The 20071-nt window shown below is 70.0% G+C and carries 10 protein-coding genes; 6 read left to right on the top strand and 4 right to left on the bottom strand.

The annotated features are described in order from the left end of the window. The first annotated feature begins 27 nt into the window (after positions 1–27). Entirely contained in the window at positions 28–750 is a 723-nt protein-coding gene (locus tag ACFM35_RS12060; RefSeq protein ID WP_378842324.1) for a Pr6Pr family membrane protein, read from the top strand. Between the two features lie 27 nt (positions 751–777). Here the strand turns inward: ACFM35_RS12060 and ACFM35_RS12055 are convergent, their stop codons facing one another. From ACFM35_RS12055 to ACFM35_RS12045, 3 genes are read right to left on the bottom strand one after another with little or no spacing between them, the layout of a single operon-like run. Then, a complete protein-coding gene (locus ACFM35_RS12055) occupies positions 778–2199 on the bottom strand; it encodes a mechanosensitive ion channel domain-containing protein (RefSeq protein WP_378842322.1) in 1422 nt (473 codons plus the stop codon). Continuing rightward, the gene (locus ACFM35_RS12050; RefSeq protein ID WP_378842320.1) at positions 2199–4358 is read right to left on the bottom strand and encodes an adenylate/guanylate cyclase domain-containing protein; all 2160 of its coding nucleotides are present in this window, start codon (positions 4356–4358) and stop codon (positions 2199–2201) included. The genes ACFM35_RS12055 and ACFM35_RS12050 overlap by 1 nt, the downstream gene beginning before the upstream one ends. Positions 4359–4397: 39 nt before the next feature. Next, positions 4398–13109, bottom strand: a complete 8712-nt coding sequence (locus tag ACFM35_RS12045) for a DUF5979 domain-containing protein (RefSeq protein WP_378842318.1) — start codon at positions 13107–13109, stop codon at positions 4398–4400. A 212-nt stretch (positions 13110–13321) separates the two neighbouring features. Here ACFM35_RS12045 and argG point away from each other — a divergent pair, with 212 nt between their 5' ends. From argG to ACFM35_RS12020, 5 genes are all read left to right on the top strand, one after another. Continuing rightward, complete coding sequence (gene argG / locus ACFM35_RS12040; RefSeq protein WP_378842316.1) at positions 13322–14764, top strand: argininosuccinate synthase; 1443 nt, start codon at positions 13322–13324, stop codon at positions 14762–14764. 96 nt (positions 14765–14860) lie between these two features. Continuing rightward, on the top strand, positions 14861–15505 hold the full coding sequence (locus ACFM35_RS12035; RefSeq protein WP_378842314.1) for a TetR/AcrR family transcriptional regulator: 645 nt from the start codon (positions 14861–14863) through the stop codon (positions 15503–15505). Then, positions 15505–16446 (top strand): hypothetical protein, encoded by a 942-nt coding sequence (locus tag ACFM35_RS12030; protein ID WP_378842312.1) that lies wholly within the window; start codon positions 15505–15507, stop codon positions 16444–16446. The genes ACFM35_RS12035 and ACFM35_RS12030 overlap by 1 nt, the downstream gene beginning before the upstream one ends. Next, positions 16443–18344, top strand: a complete 1902-nt coding sequence (locus tag ACFM35_RS12025; RefSeq protein WP_378842310.1) for a YhgE/Pip family protein — start codon at positions 16443–16445, stop codon at positions 18342–18344. The genes ACFM35_RS12030 and ACFM35_RS12025 overlap by 4 nt, the downstream gene beginning before the upstream one ends. Before the next feature lie 429 nt (positions 18345–18773). Further along, positions 18774–19634, top strand: a complete 861-nt coding sequence (locus tag ACFM35_RS12020; protein WP_378842308.1) for an aggregation-promoting factor C-terminal-like domain-containing protein — start codon at positions 18774–18776, stop codon at positions 19632–19634. 25 nt (positions 19635–19659) lie between these two features. On the opposite strand, the gene mnhG is transcribed toward ACFM35_RS12020, so the two are convergent. After that, entirely contained in the window at positions 19660–20070 is a 411-nt protein-coding gene (gene mnhG / locus ACFM35_RS12015; protein WP_378843016.1) for a monovalent cation/H(+) antiporter subunit G, read from the bottom strand. Position 20071 lies beyond the last annotated feature (1 nt).

Here is a 20071-nt window from a genome sequence, read left to right as displayed (position 1 = left end):
TGGCGAGGACGCCGATAATCTGAACTCATGACGGATTCCCCCCGCTGGGCGCAGGTCTGGACCATCCTGCGTCTCGCGATCGCCGGCCTCATCGTCGCCGCCGTGATCGGGCAGCTGTGGTTGTCGATCACCTCGGCCATCGACAACGCCCGGGATGTGCCGACGACGATCGCGAACTTCCTGAGCTTCTTCACGATCCTGTCCAACGTCGGCTCTGCGGCGGTGCTCGTGTGGGCGGCGACGTGGTTCTGGACCAACCGCCGCGCCGAGGACACCGAACCACGCGGCCTGGCGCTCGCACTCACCTCGGTGACGACCTACATGATCATCACCGGAGTGGTCTACAACACCCTGCTGCGGGGCGTCGCGCTCCCGCAGGGCACCACGCTCCCGTGGTCGAACGAGGTCCTCCACGTCGTGGCGCCGCTCTTCCTGCTGCTCGACCTGTTCCTGGGACCCCTCCGCCGAGCACTCCCGTGGCGGGCGTCCCTCGCCGTCCTGCTCTTCCCCCTGGCCTGGGTCGCGTACACATTCGTCCGCGGCCCGCTCACCACCAACCCCGCGACGGGTGCGCCGTACTGGTACCCGTATCCGTTCCTCGACCCGAACGGGCCGGGCGGCGTTCCCAGCGCGGTGTTCTTCACCGTGCTGATCGCCGTGGGCATCATCGCGGTCGCCCTGCTGGTGGTGTGGGTCGGGCGCTACCGCGCGGGGCGTCGAGCCCGCCTGCGCCCCGCCTCCGTCCTCTGACACGCTCCCGCCTGCAGGGTCCGCTCGTCACCCGGCCTCGACGACCCCGCGCAGCGCCTTCACCGACGCAAGGGCCTCAGCCGCCAGTTTGCGCTTCAGCTCGATCGACTGGCCGATCTCGGCGGCCAGCAGCGGACGCGCGCGCACCAGATCGTCGATCGTGCGCAGGGGGACGACCATCACGGTGAGGATGTCGGCGGCCACCGCGGTGGTCAATGTCTTCTCGCGGGTTAGCGCTGTCTGCCCGAGGTAGTCGCCGGGTTCGGCGGTCGCGAAGTCGATACGGCCATCCGGCGATTCGACCGCCAAGCGCGCGTGTCCGTGCACGATGAAGCGGATCTCATCGGGGACCACCCCCGTGGGGAGGACGATCTCGCCCGTACCATAGCGCTCCAGCCGCGAGCTGGCGAGCACGGCTTCGCGCTCACCGTCGCCCAGGTGCAGCGTCGGACCGACGACCTCCAGGGCTGCTTCGAGGCGGCCGGGCTCGGCGATCGGATCGGTCGCGTCTCCGTCGAGGGCGAGGCCGCGCCGACGCGCGGCGTACCAGAGCCACGCGAGGTAGAGGCTGAGCGACTGCTGGACCGCCGCTGGACCCGAGATGGGCAGCGAGACGTTGTACGCGCCCGCGCCGGTGTACTCGGCCGTGGCACGCTCGCCGGGCATGAGCATCGGCAGCGAGTCCGCGACATCCGTCAGCAGCCCGATGACCTCGTGCGGCGGGTCGTCGGTCGTGAACTTCAGCGTCGCGGTCGCGTAGAACGGCCCTGCCGGCTGGCTCTTGTTCGTGAAGGATGCTCCCGACAGTGTCGAGTTCGGAACGATCTGGATGCCCGACCCGGTGTCGATGTGCACGGCGCGCCAGTTGACCTCGACGACTCGGCCTTCGACACCGGCCACCGAGAGCCAGTCGCCGATCTTGAACGGCTGCTCGAACAGCAGCAGCAAGCCGGAGATGACGCCGCCGACGGCACCCTGCAGAGCGAGGCCGATCACGATGGAGGTGACGCCCAGCGTGGCGATGAGACCACCCACGTCGGCATCCCAGACCCACTGGAAGAGGATCGCGAGACCCACCACGACGAGGATCAACCGTGCGATCTCGACGAAGATCGTGGGGATCCGCTCGCGCCACGTTCCCTCCTTCGCCTGCGCGAAAAGCGCGACGTTGAGGGCGGAGAGCACCAGCAGGATCACGAGGAAGCCGAGCACGGTGGCCACGACCCGCGCCCACACCTGGTCGGCGGGGGACTGGAACGCGAACACCAGCAGCGCGAACAGTGCCGCGACCGGGATGACGGCGTTTCGCAGCAGTTTGATCGGCTTCGCGACCGGGCTGCCCGCCCGCGTGAGCGCGCCGAGCACCTCGGTGAGGATGACGATGATGATCGGCACGCCGACGGCGATGCCGATGGCCCACCAGACCCATGGCTGGGCGAAGAAGTCCATCAGCCCACCCGCCAGACGCTCTGCCGCTTGCCGCGGAGGTCGACGGTGCCCGCCTCCGTGAATCCCACGGAATCCTGCAGTCGGTCGCGGACACCCTGGCTCACGTAGATGCCGGGCACATCCGTGACGCTGCGAACCCGGTATGCCAGGCTGACCGCGTCGCCCCACAGGTCGTACGCGAGACTCGTGCGGCCGACGAGACCGCTTGTCACCGTACCGGTGTCGACACCCGCGCGCAGGTCGATCTGCGTCCCGTGCTGCGAATTGAAGCGCTCGACCACCGCACGCATCTCCTTGGCGAAGTCGACGGCGCGACGGACGTTGTCGACGCGGGGCACGATCAGGCCGGAGCTGGCCAGATATCCGCCCCGGAGGGTTCTGACCTTCTCCACCCCGGTCTTCGCCGCCGCCTCGTCGAAGCCTCGCATCAGCAGGTTCAGCTGCGTGATCTCCTGATCGCCCGAAAGCGTCTGCGTGTACTCGTCGAAACCCACGAGCTCGGCGAACACGACCGACACATTGTCGTGCTCCTCCGCGATCGTCTCCTCGCCCTTCTTGTAGCGCGCGGCCACCGTCTCGGGCATGAGGGTCAGCAGCAGCTTCTGGTTCTCCTCCTGCTGAGCGTCGATGAGCTCCTGTTTGATGCGCAGACTCGAGGCCATGTCGTTGAACGCCGTGCCCAGATCGCCGATCTCGTCGCGCGACCCCTGTGGCACCTCGACCGCGAGGTTGCCGGCCGCGACGCCCCGTACCGCCTCCACCAGCTGGCGGATGGGCCGGGTGAACACCTGCGCGAGGAGCAGGGACAGGACGCTGACGGCCAGCATGATGCCCAGCAGCGACAGGATGAGGTTGCGCGTGAAGTCGTTCACGGGGTTGAATGCCTCGGCCGTGTCGATGCGTGCCACCGCCACCCAGTCCAGCCCATCGATCTCGACCGGACTGTACGCCGTGATGTTCTCGCCGCCCAGATACGACTGCGATATCGAAGTGCCCGTTTCACCCTGCAGCGCCTTCTCGACCGAGACGGTGTTGATGGGCTGGAGCAGCACGGTCCCGTTGACCTGGACGACGCGCTCGGCGATCGATGGCGGCGTGCCGTTCGCGATCACCTCGGCGGCGTAGTCCTCGGGGTTCTCCACGAGCTCGCGCGAGATGCTGCGCATCAGGTGATCCCGGCCGACGAGGTAGACCTCGCCCGTCTCGCCCAGGCCCTGTTCCGCCCACCGCTCCTTTCCGGTCATGACGTCATTGATGGTGCTGAGCGGCAACTGCGCGGCGAGCACGCCCGTCACTTGCGAATCGTTGCCGATCGGCGAGACGACCCACAGGGTGGGGACGTTCAGAGAGGGGATATAGCGCTCGAAGTCGGTGGTCATGACGGCGTTCACCGAGTTCGTCGCCACGACTTCGCGGTACGCATCAGCGAGCTTGGAGTCCTGGAACGGGCCCTCGTTGAGATTGGTTCCGAGGTCCACCCCTTTGTAGGCGGAGTACACGACATCGCCGTCGAGGTTCATCATCAGCAGATCCTCGTAGCCGACCTGCGTCACGAGACGAGAGAGGTAGTCGCCGTACTGCTCGGTGGCCGCCGAGTAGGGGGTGCCGTCGCCGCCGTCGTTGACATTGAGCGCTTCATCGAAGTCGGTGAACTTCGACGTCAGATGGTACTGCGCCCATTTACCGGCGTTCGAGGTGGGGAGGAACGCCGTATCGCTGTACGGATCACCGGTGCGCTCCGTCAGCTGCGGGTTGAACGTATCGGCGTAGTAGGCCTCGAGCTCAGCCTCCTGTGCGGGCGTGAGCGTGCGGTTCTGCAGGTCGTCCCACCCGGCATTGATCGCGATCGACGCCGTCTGCGCGCTGAGGTTGCGCGAGTCGAGCGCGACACCGTCCTGCGCACCTTGCATGGCGGTCTCGATCTCGCTCACGCGCAACTCGCGGATCGTCGTGAGTTGATCGATCGCCGCCGCCCGCAGGGATTCACGGCCGCTGATGAACCCGATCACGCCGACGATCACGGAGGCGATGAGGCTCACCGCCAGCAGCATGATCAACAGCTTCGATTGGATGCTGAGGCCGCCGCGTCGCTTCCGGCGCGGCTTCTTCGTGATGGTGGCCGCGGTGCTGTTGCTCGCCGTCACGTCGTTCGCTGTCACGTATTCTTCGCTCTCACTCAGGTGTCGGATCAGTTCGGTTCAGTTGTTGCGGCGGCGGCGCGAGAGGAAGAGCACCAGGGCTCCACCCAGCACGAGGATTCCCGCGATGCCTCCGACGATCGCGACGGTCCGGCCGTCGACGCCCGTCGCAGGGAGCGGGGCGGTGAAGGTGTTCGTCACGACGATCGTCGCGTCATCCGACCCGACGACGGCCGGAAGGGCCGACGTCGAATGGGTGATCTGCACCCGGTCGGCGCCGCCGGAGTCCGGCTCGGCGACCCAGCAGTACGCGCCGAGCGGCAGCTCGTCGACGGTCAGGGTCTGGCCGGCCTCGACCGACACCACCTCGCGGTCCATGAGGATCGTGGGTTCGCTCTGACCCTGGTCGAACGCGCAGCTGAGCTCGAAGAGGAACGACTGCGACGCGTGCGCGGCGGCGTTGCTGCCGGTCACGACCTTCGACAGCTCGAGGCTGCCCACGTCGAAGGTGTTCGTCGCGACCAGAGCGAGCGTCTGCAGTCCGGTGCCGGTCGTCACGACGAGGCCGGTCTCGTAGGAGTCTGCGTTGAGCACCGAGGCGGTCGCGCCACCCGTCACCGTCTCTTCGCCGAAGCAGCGGCTGCCCAGGGGCACGCGCACCGGGCTGCCCGCGGCGTCCGTCAGTTCGATCGTCTCGCCACCGGCGATCGGGTACGACCGCGAGAGCAGCGTCAGCAGCGTGTCGTCCGGGCCCGCGATCTGGCAGGTCACCAGGACCGTGAAAACGGCCGTGGTGGCGTAGTCCGCCTCGGCGCCTGGGCCCTCGAGGTTCTTCGTGAGCGTGAGGCCGCCGGCGGAGAACGTGTTGACGAAGCCCGCCGTCACGACTCCCGCGACGCCTTCATCCTCATCGGGGATGGTGACGGTGACAGGAGCCGGCACCTCGTCGGCGCCGCCGTCATCGGTCTCTGTCACGATGCACTCGGCGTCGACGGGGATGCCGGTGACGGTATCTGAGGTGAGGGGGTCTCCCGACCCGTCCCCGGTCACGGTCAGCTCGCCGGTGTAGACGTCGTCGCCCTCGTAAGTGCACGAGACCGAGAAGACGAACGGGCCGTCGCTGAACAGCGGCGAGCCGGGACCGGTGAGCTCCTTGAAGACGTTCAGGCCTCCGACGCGGAAGTCGTTGGTCACGGTGACGACCTGCGTGCCGCCCTCTTGACCGGTGACGCCGACGGTGACGGTCCCGTCCTCGGGCAGGAGGGTCGGCTCACCGGTGGCCCCGGCGTCATCGAGCTCGCTCACGACGCACGCGGAACCGGTGGGCAGGTTCTCCACGAGCCACGTGTCGTCGAGTTTCGACAGCTCGTGCGTGGCCGAGTAGACCGGGTCGCTCGCGGCCTCACCGAAGGTGCAGACCAGCTGCACGGTGAATCGCCCGTTTCCCCAGGCATCCGCTCCGGCGCCCGTGACGTTCTTCGTGACCTGCACCGCGCCCACGGTGAAGACGTTGACGAATGCGGCGGTGACCTGGGCGTCGGGGCCGGGCTCGAGCGTGAAGTCCAGCGCGGGCGCTGCGGTCTGCGCGACCCCGTTGACGGTGGTGGATGCCGCGTCCCCGGTGTCGGTCTCGGTGACGGTGCAGTCCGCGCCGACCGGGAGGCCGGCGAAGATCTTCTCGTCGCCGTCGGCCAGCGTGAACGTCCGGTCGCCCTCCGGGACGACCTCGTCTCCGAGGAAGAGGCACGTGGCGGCGAAGTCGAAGGTGGTCGTGTAGAGGATCGGCTCGCCGTCCTGGTCGACGGCGCCGCTCGCGTCGACGGCCTTCGTGACGGTGAACCCGGTCACCTCGTAGTCGTTGACGATCTGCACCTCGGCGGTCGCGCCCTCGGCGATCGTCACGGGGGCGGGCTCGGTGACGGTCGTCGCCCCCGAGTCGCCCCTCTCGACGACGTCGCAGACCGAGCCGGTCGGGATGTCGTCGATGGTCACGGCGTCGCCGTTGCCGTCGAGAACGATGGCGCCGTCATCGGGGAGCGGCACGTTCGCGCCCTCCCAGAGGCAGGTGACGGTGGCCCCGAACGTGTCGGGGGCGAAAGCCGCCCCGTCGCCGGTGACGACCTTCCGCACCGCGATCGAGCCGTTCTCGAACGTGTTCGTGACGGTGACCTGCACGGCGGTGTCGCCCTCGCCGACGGCGAACCCGTCGATCGGATCGATCGCGACGGATTGCGACACGGGGTCACTCGCCGACTCGGTGACCTCGCAGAGCGCGCCGGTCGGCAGTCCGCCGTAGGTCACAGACGAGGCCCCGGTGATCACGCGTGTCGCCCCGCCCGGGATGGACACGGCGACCGTCGCCCCGTTGACGACGCGGGTGCACGCGAGCAGCACCGTGTAGCTGCCAGTGGTGGCGGGCGCCAGGCTCGCGGCGGGTTCGCCGGCGAGCGCCTTCGAGACGGTGACGGAACCGACGGTGAAGGTGTTGGTGACCGTCACCGCGGTGGGGGCCGCGTTGTCGTCGCCGACGACGATCGGACCTGTCGGCGAGATCACGCCCGACACGTTTGCGCCGCCGCTGGCGATCTCGGCGACCTCGCATGACGCCCCGGACGCGAGGTTCTCGACCGTCCAGGTCGGATCGGCCCTGTTGAGCGTGCGGGTGCCGTCGAAGACGGTGGCCGGTTCGGCGGTGTCGAGGGTGCAGGTCAGCTGCACCTCGAAGTCGGCGTCGCCCCACGCGTCTGCACCCGTGCCGTCGATCACCTTCGTGATGGACACGGCGCCGGCAGCGAAGCTGTTCTCGATCGCCGCCGTGACCAGCGCGGCGCCGCCGGCGCCGACCGTGGCCGCCGCGGAGGCGCCCGGGGTGACCACGCCCGGCCCGCCGTCGGCAGACACCGTGATGGTGGTGGAGGCCGCGCCGGCGGCATCCGTCTCCTCCACATCGCACGTGGCGTTCACGGGCAGACCGCTCAGCGTCCAGGAGTCGCCGTCCGACAGGCTCCGCGTCATGGGCACGGCGGCGCTGTAGCCGTCGGCATAGGCAGGCTGATCGAGGAAGGTGCAGCTCACCTCGACCGGGAACGGGCCGTACGCGATCGGTTCGCCCGCCTGGTCGACGGCGGCGGAGGCCACCGTCTTGGTCACCTCGAGGTCGGCGACGTCGTAGACGTTCTCGACGCCGATCAGGCCGAGGTCGGCGGTCTCCAGCGCGACGGTCGCCGAGCCGATCACCTGGTCGGACTGCCCGAAGTCCGACTCCACGGCGGTGCACTCGGCACCGAGCGGCAGACCCGCCACAACGGTCGGTGCGGCTCCCCGTTGCAGGGGGACGATCGGCAGTCCGGTGAGGGGCGTGCCGTCGATCGTGCAGGCCAGCTGAACGGGGAAGACCTCGGGAGCGAAGTCGGATGCCGGGCCCGACACGATCTTCTGGAGGGCGATGTCACCCGTGGGATACGAGACGCCCACGCGCCGCCCCTCGGTCGTCGGCACGTTCTGCACGACCGTGCCGTTGAGTGCTGCTCCGCCGGTGGCGACGGTGTTGTAGGCGGTCGGCTGGTCGGCGTCCACCGCCGTCGAGGGAGTGGTCCGGGTGCGGAACTGCAGGGTGAGCGAGTCGCCGGGATCGAACTTCTCCGCGGTCGGGAAATCGACCTGGAACTTCAGGCTGCGGACGCTGGCGAGGACATCCGGGTCGGTCGACCCGGTCCAGGGCAGCCACGTTCCGGCGGCGCATCCGACGCCGACGGGATTGAGGTCGGCGGTGCAGGGGGTCGCGCTGGTCGAGGAGAACAGAGTGATCGCTGCACCGGGAGGCGTGTTGGGGCCGACGATGAGCGACAGCCCGTCGGCGAAGGTCGGCTCCCATTGGCTTCCGCGCGGGAGGGGCACGATGATGCCGCGGTCGCCGGGGGTGGGCAGGGTGTCGACGGACACCAGGCGGGTGATCGGCAGCGTGCCGGCGTTGGTGATCTGGACGCGCCAGGTCTCCGTGTCGCCGGGGAGCGTGAGCGGGACGCAGGGGTAGCGGTAGAAGCCGTCGGCGTTGGCCGTGCCGTCGCACTCGTATCCGTTCACGTCGCTGCGCACATCGGGGACGCCCGGGAGGCCGGGAGGGGTGTCGGCCTTGACGAGCTTGACCGTGCTGAGCGCGGGCACGGCGAGCGGACGCACGGCGGCGGAGTCGGAGCACAGCCCTGTCGCCGCGTCGTAGCTCGGCACGCAGTCATCCAGGGGCTCGGTGACGTCGATGGCCGCGGTGTTGGTGATGACGTCATTCGGGGTGAGGCCGGGACGCAGCTGCATGCGCAGGGTGATGGTGTAGCTCTGGCCGGGTTCGAGCACCGCGTCGGTCGGCATCGTGAAGACGATGCTCGTCCCGAGGTTCTGCACGTCGACGAGATCGGGATCCACCGGCAGCGGTTCGCCGCTCGGCGGGTTCGGTGCCGCGCCGACGAGCGCGAACGACCAGGGCGGCACGCTCGGATCGCGGTCGGGGTTGAAGATCAGCTGAGGACTGCCGTCCGCTGCCAGCGGCAGCTGGTCGGAGAAGACGACGTTCGTCAGCGCGGACTCGCCCTGGTTGGAGAAGGTGAGCGTGAACGGGATCTCGACGCCCGGTCGCACATCACCGGTCGGCGACTTGCTGACGCTCACGGATGCCTGAAGGTGGACGTTGCGGTATTCGGCCTCGGCCGTCTGGGCGTCGGCGAGGCGGACGCCGGGGGCGATCTCTGACGAGAGACCCGTGGCCGTCATCGTGTCGACGAAGATTCCGGCGTCCTGCTCGCCGGGCGCGGGCACCTGATCGCTCCGCGTCGTCGGAGTGGGCTCCCCGGTGCGCAGGTCGGCGCGACGCTCGACCTGGAACGGCACCGAGACGACCGGGTTGACGGGGTTGAGCCAGCCCAGCTCGACCGCGGTCCAGAACTGGAAGCTGAGTCCATGAAGCGTCGCGGGCGCCGCGGCGAGGAACTCCTTCGCCGCAGCGACCGAGAGATCGCCCCCGCGGTCCATGCACGTCTGCGTGCCGTCGACGGTGTCGTCGGCCACGGTCTGGTCGGTGAAGGTGCCCCCGTCCAGATAGCAGACCTGCACCTTCGCGAGCGGCGCCGGCAGCTGCCACGAGTCGGGGACGCCGACGAAGTCGACCGCGTTCCAGAACGACGGGTCGTCATCCGACAGCGTCATCGTCACGATGCGCGTCGAACCCGCCGGCTGACCCGACAGGGTGACGGTCACCGGGGCGAAGTCGTTCTCTTTCTGCTGAGCGGGCGAGATCGTCTTGCCCGCCGACACCGAGAAGGTGGGTTCCTGGACCTCGATCGTCGCGCTGTCCTGGTCGCACGCGCCGCGCGTCCCGGTCGCCGTCGGGCACGGGGCCAGCGGATCGACGTCGGCGATGACGCCCTGGGCGCTGTTGCCGAGGGGTGAATCCGCCGGCGACACGCGCTCCGTCGTGCCACGCCAGTACGCCCGCAGCCGAAGGTCGAACTCGACGACGCCCGCCGCGTTCGCCGCGATCCGGCCGGTGTAGGTCACCTGGACGCCGGACACCTCGCAGGGCAGCGTGGCGCCCGTGAGCGCCAGCGCCGCCGTCCGGGTGAGCACGACCGGAGCGCCGTCGAAGCACGACAAGGTGACCTGCGTGTCGGTGGCCCCCGACGGCACGACGATGCGCGGGAAGCCGTTGAGCGTGAATGCCTGGAAGGGATCGTCGCGTCGCGTCGTCGCCGACCCCGGGGTGGTGTCGGTGATCTGCATCGCGTCGACCTTGGCCGGCGTCGTGTTGCGGGTGGTCACCGTCACGCGGCTGAGCGGGAACTGGTTCGCGGGGATCGTCGGGTCGGTGGGAGTGGCGAGCGGCCCGTTCGCCCAGTTCTTGTCGGTCGTGGTGGTCAGCGGCACGTCGATGAGGATGACGTCGTCCTGGTCCGTCGCCGCCAACGGCGTGCTGCCGTCGGCCGGGAACCCGGTGGCCGCGGCGGTGTTGCGCACCACGCCCTCGGTGCCGAGGTTGTAGAGCTCGTCCCCCAGCACGGGCGTGCCCTCGGCGCGACGCGTGTCGCGCACCTGCCACGTGAGCGTGACCGGGCGGTCGTTCGTGAACGAGCGCGCCACTCCCGATCCGACCGGGGGAGCAGTCGGGTCGCCCGCGGATGCCGCTGCGCGCGCCGGGCTCTCCACCACGATGAGTCGCACGCCCTGAGTGGACGCACGCTCCGCGGTGGTGAGGTTCATCCCGGGGAATCGACCGATGCACAGCGGGGTGCAGGGGTTGTTCGCCGCGGTCACCCATGACGTGCCGTTGTAGAGCTCGACGGCCCGGATCGCGTCGTATGCGATCAGCGGGTCCGTCGCCGGAGTGATGGGCTGCACGCGGGTCAGATCGAACGAGTTGTAGACGGATGCCGCGAGCGGCGTGGTCTCGGGCGATGCGACATCGGTGAGCTCGACCCTGTCCAGGGCGGAGTACCCGCCGGTCGACCAGCGCAGCGTCGACGGGATCGTGTCCGACGAGCGCGCGATGACCGACTTCACGCCGCCGGAGCTGGACGTGCCGAAGCTCTTGTCGATGAGGTCGGCGTTACCCGGGTCGGGCGGGATCAGCGTGATCGTGGGGCACTCGTCGGCAGGGAGCACGGCCTGACCATCCGGGACGCCCGGCGTCGGGCTCGAGGCATCCGTCTGCGCGCAGTTGGGGATGACGGTGTCGGCGACGGTGTCGAACGGTGCGCCGGGCACGTAGCGTCCGTCGGCCCGCAAGGTCGATGTGAAGCTGGGCGCCAGGTCGGTTCCCGGTGCGAACCCGCCGTCGTCGCCGGTGTAGTCGTAGACGAACCGCACGCCGCCCGCGTCCGCACGCACGTCCGCCGGCACCACGGACGAGTAGATGGTCGGCCCGACGATCGGCCCGGCGAAAGCCACCCACTGGTCGCTCGTGGTGTCGTAATACTCGACCGTCAGAGTCGAGTCGCCCGGAACGGGCGTCTGCGCGATGCCCGTGACGTCGAAGGCGTTCCACCACCCGTCGCCGTCGACCGGTGTCTCCGGGTCCTGGAGCACGATCTGCGCAGCGCGCCCGGTCGTCCCGGTCGTGACATCCGGTGGCGTCGGGCGCTCGGTCAGACCGCCGTTGAGGGTGACCGTGGTGACCTGTCCGGGGGCCGCGAGGATCGGCGTCGGACGGATCTGCTTGGAGATGTAGGGCTCGAGCCGCTCGTCGTAGACGTACAGGTCGTCGGTCGCCGTCGCCGAGCCGATGGCTCCGGCGTTCTCGCCTTCCACGCCCACCACGTTCGGCACCGTCAGGGGAAGGCCGGTCAGGTCGGCGGCGGTCTGCACGCGGAACGGCGCCGACGTCTCGCCACCGGGGACGATGGCCCCGGTGAAGACGAGCTGGAACGACACCACGTCTGCGGCGACGACCCCGGTCGCCAACCCGGGAGTCGTGTTCGCCGCGAACGGCACGGTCGACGTCGATCCGTCGGAGATCGTGTAGACGACCGCTCCCGCCGTCGCTCCGGCCGGCCAGTCCACGGGGCCGGTGAACCCGTCGAAGAGGTAGACGTCGGGGAACTCGCCGGTCGACGGCTCGGTGATCGTCAGCGTGTCGATCGGGATGCTGGAGCTGCTGCGTCCTCCGATCGTCACGATGCTCGACTCGCCGGCGATCACGAGGTCGGGGGCGAAGGACTTCGTGGCCGCGACCGACACGGCGTTCCGTCGCAGGGTGAAACCCGCCAGCGCGTCGCCGGTGGCCGTGGCTGCGCCGAGAGCGACGGCGGACCGCACGTCGTTGGACACGACCGCGCCGTCCGGGGCGGTGGCCGCGGCATCCGTCACGGTCAGACCCAGCGTGACCGAGCCGGAGGCGCCCGCGGGGATCAGGCCGCCGAAGGTCACGCGCGTGCCCTTCACCTGATCGGCCGTGACACCGGCCGGGGGGCCGCTCGCGGTCGCCGCGACCCATGCGCCCCCGACGTAGACCTCATACGACGTGGACGTCGCGCCGGCGGGCGGTGTCACCGCGCCGAAGCTCGCGAATGCGAGCGAGTCGAACGGATTGGGCGCGGCATCCGGATCGACCGGATCCTGGATCGACAGCGACGACACCGTGGCGTTCGACGTGTTCGTGCCGCTCAACGCCGCGGAGACGGGTGCGCCCGGGGTGGCGACGGCCTCGGTGGGGGTGAATGCCTTCGATGCCGTCGTCTGCAGGCCGAGCGGGATGACGGGCGTCACCTCGGCGTTGGCATCCGCATCGGCGAAGTTCACGCCCTCGATGGTCGCGTCGTTGATGACGGGGATGCCGTTCGTGTCGTACGACGCGTCCACCGGCAGTCGTGCGCTGATCGAGACGATCGCGGTGGTCGCATCGAGCACGCCGAGCGTGCCGTCGCCGAGCGGTGTCGTCCAGTCCACCGTGACGGTGTTGCCCGAGATCACGGGGTCGCCCGCGGTGTTGACGCCCGCGCCCACGACGGCATCCACGACGACGAACGGCGCGGGGACGACGTCGCTCAGGACCGCGCCACGACAACCCAGGTCGGTGATCGCCGAACAGCCCACGGTGAGGGTGTAGGTGAAGGTCTCGCCCGGCGCGACCTCTGTCACACTCGCCTCCTTGGCGAGCGAGGCGACGGCGGTGATGTCCGCGGCGGGCGGGTCGGCGAGTGCGACGGCAGCGGTCGGAGCGGTCAATGCGACGATCGTGGCGATGGCGGCGATCGTCGCTGATACGCGCTTCCAGACAGCTTTCGACACAGTTCCCCCTGGATCAGACGATGCCGATATATCGGCGAGGGCACCGTGGGGTCAGCCTAGCGACGGCGCGCAGCGCGGCACCAGAGTGACGAGAGGATGCGCGAGTGAATCGTGAGGTTCCCGTTACCTTCCGTTCACGTATACCCCCCGGCGCCCGGCCACCGAACCGCAGCGGCCGAGGCATCCGGATGCCGCTCACTAGACTTGAGCGCATGTCGAAGGTCCTTCAGTCCCTGCCCGTCGGCGAGCGCGTCGGCATCGCCTTCTCCGGGGGGCTGGACACGTCCGTGGCGGTCGCCTGGATGCGTGACAAGGGCGCGATCCCCTGCACCTACACGGGCGACCTCGGCCAGCCCGACGAGGACGACATCGATGCGATCCCCGATCGGGCGCTCGAGTACGGCGCCGAGATCGCACGCATCGTCGATGCGAAGAGCGCCCTCGTCGAGGAGGGCTTCGTCGCCCTCGCCTGCGGCGCCTTCCACATCCGCTCCGGCGGGCGCACCTACTTCAACACCACTCCCCTCGGCCGCGCGGTCACCGGGACGCTGCTCGTGCGCGCCATGAAAGAGGACGGCGTCGACATCTGGGGCGACGGCTCGACGTACAAGGGCAACGACATCGAGCGGTTCTACCGCTACGGACTGCTCGCGAACCCCGCGCTGCGCGTGTACAAGCCCTGGCTCGACGCCGACTTCGTCACGGAGCTCGGCGGCCGCAAGGAGATGAGCGAGTGGCTGCAGGCCCACGGCTTCCCCTACCGCGACTCCGTCGAGAAGGCGTATTCGACCGACGCGAACATCTGGGGCGCGACGCACGAGGCCAAGACGCTCGAGCACCTGAACGTGTCGCTCGAGACGGTCGAGCCGATCATGGGCGTGAAGTTCTGGGACGATTCGGTCGAGATCGCCACCGAAGACGTCACGATCTCGTTCGACGGCGGCCGGCCCGTCGCCCTCAACGGCGTGGAGTACTCCGACCCCGTCGCGCTCGTCCTCGAGGCGAACGCGATCGGCGGCCGGCACGGCCTGGGCATGAGCGACCAGATCGAGAACCGCATCATCGAGGCGAAGAGCCGCGGCATCTACGAGGCCCCCGGCATGGCGCTCCTGTTCATCGCCTACGAGCGACTCATCAACGGCATCCTCAACGAGGACACCCTCGCCACCTATCACGAGCAGGGCCGTCGCCTCGGTCGGCTGATGTACGAGGGGCGCTGGCTCGAACCGCAGTCGCTCATGCTGCGCGAGTCCATCCAGAAGTGGGTCGGCTCGACGGTGACGGGGTCGGTGACCCTGCGCCTGCGTCGCGGCGAGGACTACACGATCCTCGACACCCGCGGAACGACGCTCTCCTACTCCCCCGACAAGCTCTCGATGGAGCGTGTCGGCGACGCCGCGTTCGGCCCCACCGATCGCATCGGGCAGCTGACGATGCGCAACCTCGACATCGCCGATTCCCGCTCCCGCCTCGAGCAGTACGCCGCGATGGGTCTGATCGGCGGAGCCACCGGCGACCTGGTCGGCAGCGTGACCGCGGGCGGGGCGAGCGAGATCACCGAGCACGCGACCCCGTACGATGCGAAGCGCGAAGCCCTGGCCGACGCGGTCGACGAGGCATCCGAGGGCTCGGCCTTCGACTTCGGCACCGACTGACAAGCCGGTCGTCGAGTGAGCGCGGCGAGTGGAGACCTCACCTTCTGCGCGTGAGAATTACTTGCACACTCTTGTGCACTTTAGTATCCTGGGGTGGTGACCGCTCCCCCGACCTCCCCGGCCGACGCCACCGCCGCACGCCGGACCCGACGCGACGCCGTCGAGAACCGCGCGGGCATCCTGGCCGCCGCGACCCACGCGATCGCACACGATCCGCACGCGTCGATCGACGCCATCGCGCGGGGTGCCGGTCTGTCGCGACGTGCCCTGTACGGGCATTTCGACGACCGGGACACCCTGATCCGCGAGATCGTCGCCGCCGGCGCACAGCGGTTCAACGCGATCGCGCTGGCGGTTGACGACACCGATGCACGCCTCGCTCTGGCCCGACTCACCTCGCTGCTCTGGCGCGAGGCGGCCATCGTCCAGGTCGCCGCCGCCATCGCGCTCGACGAGATCCACGTGGGTGAGACGGCCGACGCGCTGGCTCCCCTCCGTCGCCAGGTGCTCGCGATCGTCCGCCGAGGGCAGGACGAGCGGATGCTGCGCACCGACGTCACCCCGCACACCCTCGCCCGACTCGTCGAAGAGACGGCCCGCACCGTCGTGACGCGTATGGACGCGGCATCCCCCGAGGCCCGTTCCCTGGCGATCCGCGCGGTGCTGAGCATCGCGGGCCTGTCGTGGAGGGAAGCCGTCGATCTGCTCGACGCGCATCCCGCACTCCTGGAGGAGGACTGATGCGTGTCGAGCTGCACGACGTCGTGAAGGGCCGGCGCGGAGCGGCGCTGCCCGCCACCTCTCTGGCATTCGATGACAGCGGCCCGCGCATCGCGCACGCCGAGACCGAACAGCGTCCCACCGTGCTCGGCCTGATCGCCTCGGGAAGGATGAAGCCCGACGCCGGCCGCGTTCTGATCGACGGAACCGACGACCGCCGGGCCCTGCGGCGCCGCGTCTCGCTGGTGGACGCGCCCGACGTCAGCGACCCCGCACCCAACGTCTGGGTATCTGGCGTCACAGCCGAAGAGCTGATGTTCGCGGGCAGGCCGGCCCACCCGCTGGCCGTCCGCCGGTGGCTCGACGAAGCCGGCTTCGGCGCGCTCTGGCGCACCCCCATCGCCGATGTGGAGCCGCGCGAGCGCATCTCGCTGCTGCTCGAGTTGACCGCACTGCGCGCGGGGGTCGACGGCATCGTGCTCGTCGCACCCGACCGCCACGGCGGCGACCCGCTCGAGTGGTGGCGGCTCGCCGAGGACTTCTCCGGACGTGGCTTCGCGATGCTGGTCATCGCCGGAGAGGCGTCGGCCACCGTGCTCGACGGCCGCGCGCTGCGCGCCGAGCACGGGGCGAGGGATGCCGCGGACCCCCGCGAGCGCGCGGACGCCGCCGTGTCTCCGGGCAGTGTGGCCCCCGGAGAGCCGGATGCGGGAAGCGCCGATGGGGCCGACGACGAGGCCGACATCGAGATCCCCCCCGCGGACACACCCGAACCGGCAGCCGAGCCCGAAACCGAACAGGCACCTGCACCTGCACCTGCTTCAGCACCGGAGCCCGAGCCCGCACCCGAGCCCGCACCCGAACCCGAACAGGCACCTGCACCCGCACCCGCACCCGCACCCGCACCGGCCGCCGAGCCGGCACCGCAGCAGTACACCCACCCCGAGGAGGGCGCGCGATGAGAATCCCCGCCATGATCGCCGCCGAACTGCGGCGCCTCACCGCGACGCGCATGTCGGTGATCGCGCTGATCGCGCTGCTGCTCGTCCCCGTCCTCTACGGCGGTCTCTACCTGTGGGCCAATCAGGACCCGTACGGGCAGTTCAGCGAGATCCCGGTCGCGCTGGTGTCCGACGATGAGGGGGTCCCGGCATCCGACGGTCAAGAGGCCGTCGATTACGGCGATCAGGTCGCCGACCAGCTGCTCGAGGGCAGGGCCTTCGACTGGCAGCTGCTGTCGGCGACGGATGCCTCGGCTGCCCTGTCGGACGGCGCCGTCGACTTCGTCGTGACGCTGCCGTCCGACTTCTCGGACGCTCTCACCTCGGTCGCCGGCGACAGCCCCCGCCAGGCGCAGATCTCGCTCGAGACCAACGACGCCAACAACTACCTCGCATCGACCATCGGCACGCAGGCGGTGGAGCAGATCCGTCGCTCGGTCGCGCAACTGGTGGGCAAGGAGGCCGCGACGCGCCTGTTGACGGCGATCTCTGACATCCGCGGCAAACTCGTCGAGGCGGCAGACGGTGCGACGCAGCTCGCGGACGGCACGGCCACCGCGCTCTCCGGCGCACAGCAGCTCGCGAGCGGCGCCGACGCGCTGGCGACGGGCACGGGGACGCTGGCCACCGGAGCGCAACAGGCGGCTTCGGGAGCGCAGCAGGTCTCGGAAGGAGCGCGACAGGTGTCGGACGGAGCTCAGCAGGTCGCTGCCGGTGACCAGGAACTCGCCGGCTACGCCGATCGCGCAGGTGCCGCGGCCACGGCGATCGCCGACGCCGTTCCGCAGGCTCGTGCAGACATCGCCGCCGAGCTCGCCGCGCAGGGTCTCGATCCTGCCCAGATCGCGCGCGTGCTCGCCGCCCTCGACCCGCTCGGCCAGCGGATCACCGACGGCAACGCCACGGTGCAGAGCGCCGTCGCGAAAGTCGATCAACTCGCGGCGGGCGCGTCGCAGGTCGCCGCCGGCGCCTCGCAGGTCGCCGACGGCGCGGCCCTGCTCGCGGCGGGAACAGCGCAGCTCTCGAGCGGGGCGGATGCCGCGGCATCCGGTGCCTCGCAGCTCCGCGACGGCTCGGCTTCGCTCGCAAGCGGCCTCGGCACCCTCGACACCGGCGCCGGGACCCTGCGCGACGGGCTCGAGTCGGGTGTCGACGCGATCCCCGACTCGTCGGCCGACCTGCGCGCCGCGCAGGCTCAGACGATCTCCGACCCCGTCGAGGTGGAGTCGAGCAAGGTCGCCGCCGCCGGCGACTACGGCGCGGGCCTTGCCCCCTTCTTCGCCGCGCTCGCGGGGTGGATCGGCATCTACGCGCTCTTCCTCATCGTCAAGCCGATCTCGCGCCGCGCGGTGACCGCGCTGCACTCCCCGTTCCGCATCACCCTCGCCGGATGGCTCACGCCGGCGGTCCTCGGAGGCCTGCAGATGGCGGGACTGTTCGGCGTGCTCGCCCTCGCGCTGGGTTTCGGGTTCGCCAACCCGCTGGGCACGCTCGGGATCATGGTGCTCGCCTCCTTCACCTACGCGGCGATCATCCTGGCGCTCAACGTGTGGCTCGGATCGGTCGGACAGTTCATGGGCCTCGTGCTGATGGTGCTGCAGCTCGTGACAGCCGGCGGCACGTTCCCGTGGCAGACGCTGCCCGCTCCGCTCGCGGCCCTGCACCATGTCCTCCCGATGGGGTACGTCGTCGACGCGATGCGTCAGCTCATGTACGGCGGCGACATCGCGCGCGTCGGCGGTGACGTCGTGATCCTCCTCACGTGGCTGCTCGGGGCGCTCGTGCTCGCCGCGATCGGTGTGACCCGTCAGACGCACTTCCGCACCCTCCGCGACCTCCAGCCGAGCCTGATCGGCTGAGCGCACCGCTCCCCGCGTCGGAGATCGGCCGAGCGCACGGCGAGCGCGACCCCGAGCGACGCCGCACTCGCAGATCGGCACGTACTCCGCAGCATCCGACAGGAGATCTGCGGACTTCGCACCGAACTGCGAAGTCGGTGTGAAGGTGCGGGCTCCCGGCGCGTCCACCCCACGGCGAGGGTTCTCGCATGATCCGTCCAGAAACCTTGCCTACGGTGTACCGGTCCGGCGCCGCATCCACCCGAGGATGAGACGACGGATGCCTCGGCCTCTCCTGTCGGGTGCGGTGGACGAACCCCGTGCTCTGTCCGCCTCGCGGTGCAGGTCACCGGGGCGATCAACCCGCCCGGGTGGGACGACTCGTCGTGCCACCCGTCCGCTGCGCTGTGTGCGCGCGGACGGGCGGGGAAGCCCCGACAGAGGAGTACCGTGCGCCTTCGCACCACCACACCCGCGCGCGGAAACGCCGTCGAGTCCCCTACCATCCGCCCCGCCACCGACCCCACCACCAGAGCCGCCGCGCGAGCCGAACGCCGCGCGGACCGGCGGAAGAGCCCCCTCGCGCTCACCGTCGCCCTCGCCGTCGTGGCCGCGATCGGCATCCCCGTTGCGACGGCCTCCACCGCCCTCGCCGCCACCACTCCCTCGCCGTCGCCCAGCGACGCGGCGGCAGCACTCCAGGTGCAGCGGTCGGTCGACCAGGACGCCGCGTTCTACGTCAGCGCGGCCCGAGCCGTCCGGCAGTCGGCCGTCGGCAAGGTCGACACGTCGCTGCTCGACCTCCAGATCTCGAACCTCGACAACTCCGCCGCCCTGCCGGAATCGTCGGTGAGCGCGCTCACCCGCCTCGTGCGCACCTCCGCGGGCGACCTCGTCGCGGCGGTCGCCGCCTACAACGCCCGCGTCGCGGCGGAGGCCGCCGCCGCTCAGGCCGCTGCAGACGCCGCCGCGGCTGCTGCCGCGGAGGCCCTCGCCGCTGCCAACACGCCCGATGGCGCCCGCGCCACGGCACGCGCGATGGCGGCGAGCCAGTACGGCTGGGGCGACGACCAGTTCTCCTGCCTGAACTCGCTCTGGCAGAAGGAGTCGGGCTGGAACTACGAGGCCTACAACCCCAGCGGAGCCACAGGCATCCCGCAGGCGCTCCCCGGGTCGAAGATGGCCTCGTCTGGATCGGACTGGGCGACGAACGCCACGACCCAGATCGCCTGGGGCCTCGGCTACATCTCCGCCGTGTACGGCGCCCCGTGCAGCGCGTGGGGCCACTCGCAGTCCGTCAACTGGTACTGAGCGGGAGCCATCGTTCCGTCGGCGCTCAGCCGCCGGCGGCAGGCGGCGTCTCGCGCGTCGCCGCGAGCTCGTCGACGATCATCGACGACTCCGCCATGGTGCCGTTCCGGTAGGCCTGACGGCCCACCATGTGCGCCGAGAGCGGCGCGGTCGCCAGCTGGATCAAGACCACCGGCACGAGGAAGGCGACCACCGGCCACGAACGCAGCGACAGGGCGATCGCGACGCAGATGAGCAGCAGGCCGAGCACCTGCGGCTTGGTCGCCGCGTGCAGCCGTGTGGGTACGTCGCGGAAGCGCAGCAGGCCGATCGCGGCGGTGAGGCAGAGCAGTGCGCCGATGAGAATGAGCAGGACGGCCGTCACATCCAGCCATGCGTCGCCGGTGGAGATCGACACGGTCACATCGTTCGAGAGCACCGGCGCCACCGCGGCCATC

The sequence above is a fragment of the Microbacterium songi genome (assembly GCF_042747925.1).
Taxonomy (GTDB): domain Bacteria; phylum Actinomycetota; class Actinomycetes; order Actinomycetales; family Microbacteriaceae; genus Microbacterium.
This window is presented reverse-complemented; position numbering and strand designations above follow the sequence as displayed.

What these genes read in the sequence shown, in the direction of transcription:
- mnhG (WP_378843016.1), bottom strand. Translation starts at nt 20,070, where the DNA reads ATGGCCGCGGTGGCGCCGGTGCTCTCGAACGATGTGACCGTGTCGATC.
- ACFM35_RS12055 (WP_378842322.1), bottom strand. Translation starts at nt 2,199, where the DNA reads ATGGACTTCTTCGCCCAGCCATGGGTCTGGTGGGCCATCGGCATCGCC.
- ACFM35_RS12025 (WP_378842310.1), top strand. Translation starts at nt 16,443, where the DNA reads ATGAGAATCCCCGCCATGATCGCCGCCGAACTGCGGCGCCTCACCGCG.
- argG (WP_378842316.1), top strand. Translation starts at nt 13,322, where the DNA reads ATGTCGAAGGTCCTTCAGTCCCTGCCCGTCGGCGAGCGCGTCGGCATC.
- ACFM35_RS12060 (WP_378842324.1), top strand. Translation starts at nt 28, where the DNA reads ATGACGGATTCCCCCCGCTGGGCGCAGGTCTGGACCATCCTGCGTCTC.
- ACFM35_RS12030 (WP_378842312.1), top strand. Translation starts at nt 15,505, where the DNA reads ATGCGTGTCGAGCTGCACGACGTCGTGAAGGGCCGGCGCGGAGCGGCG.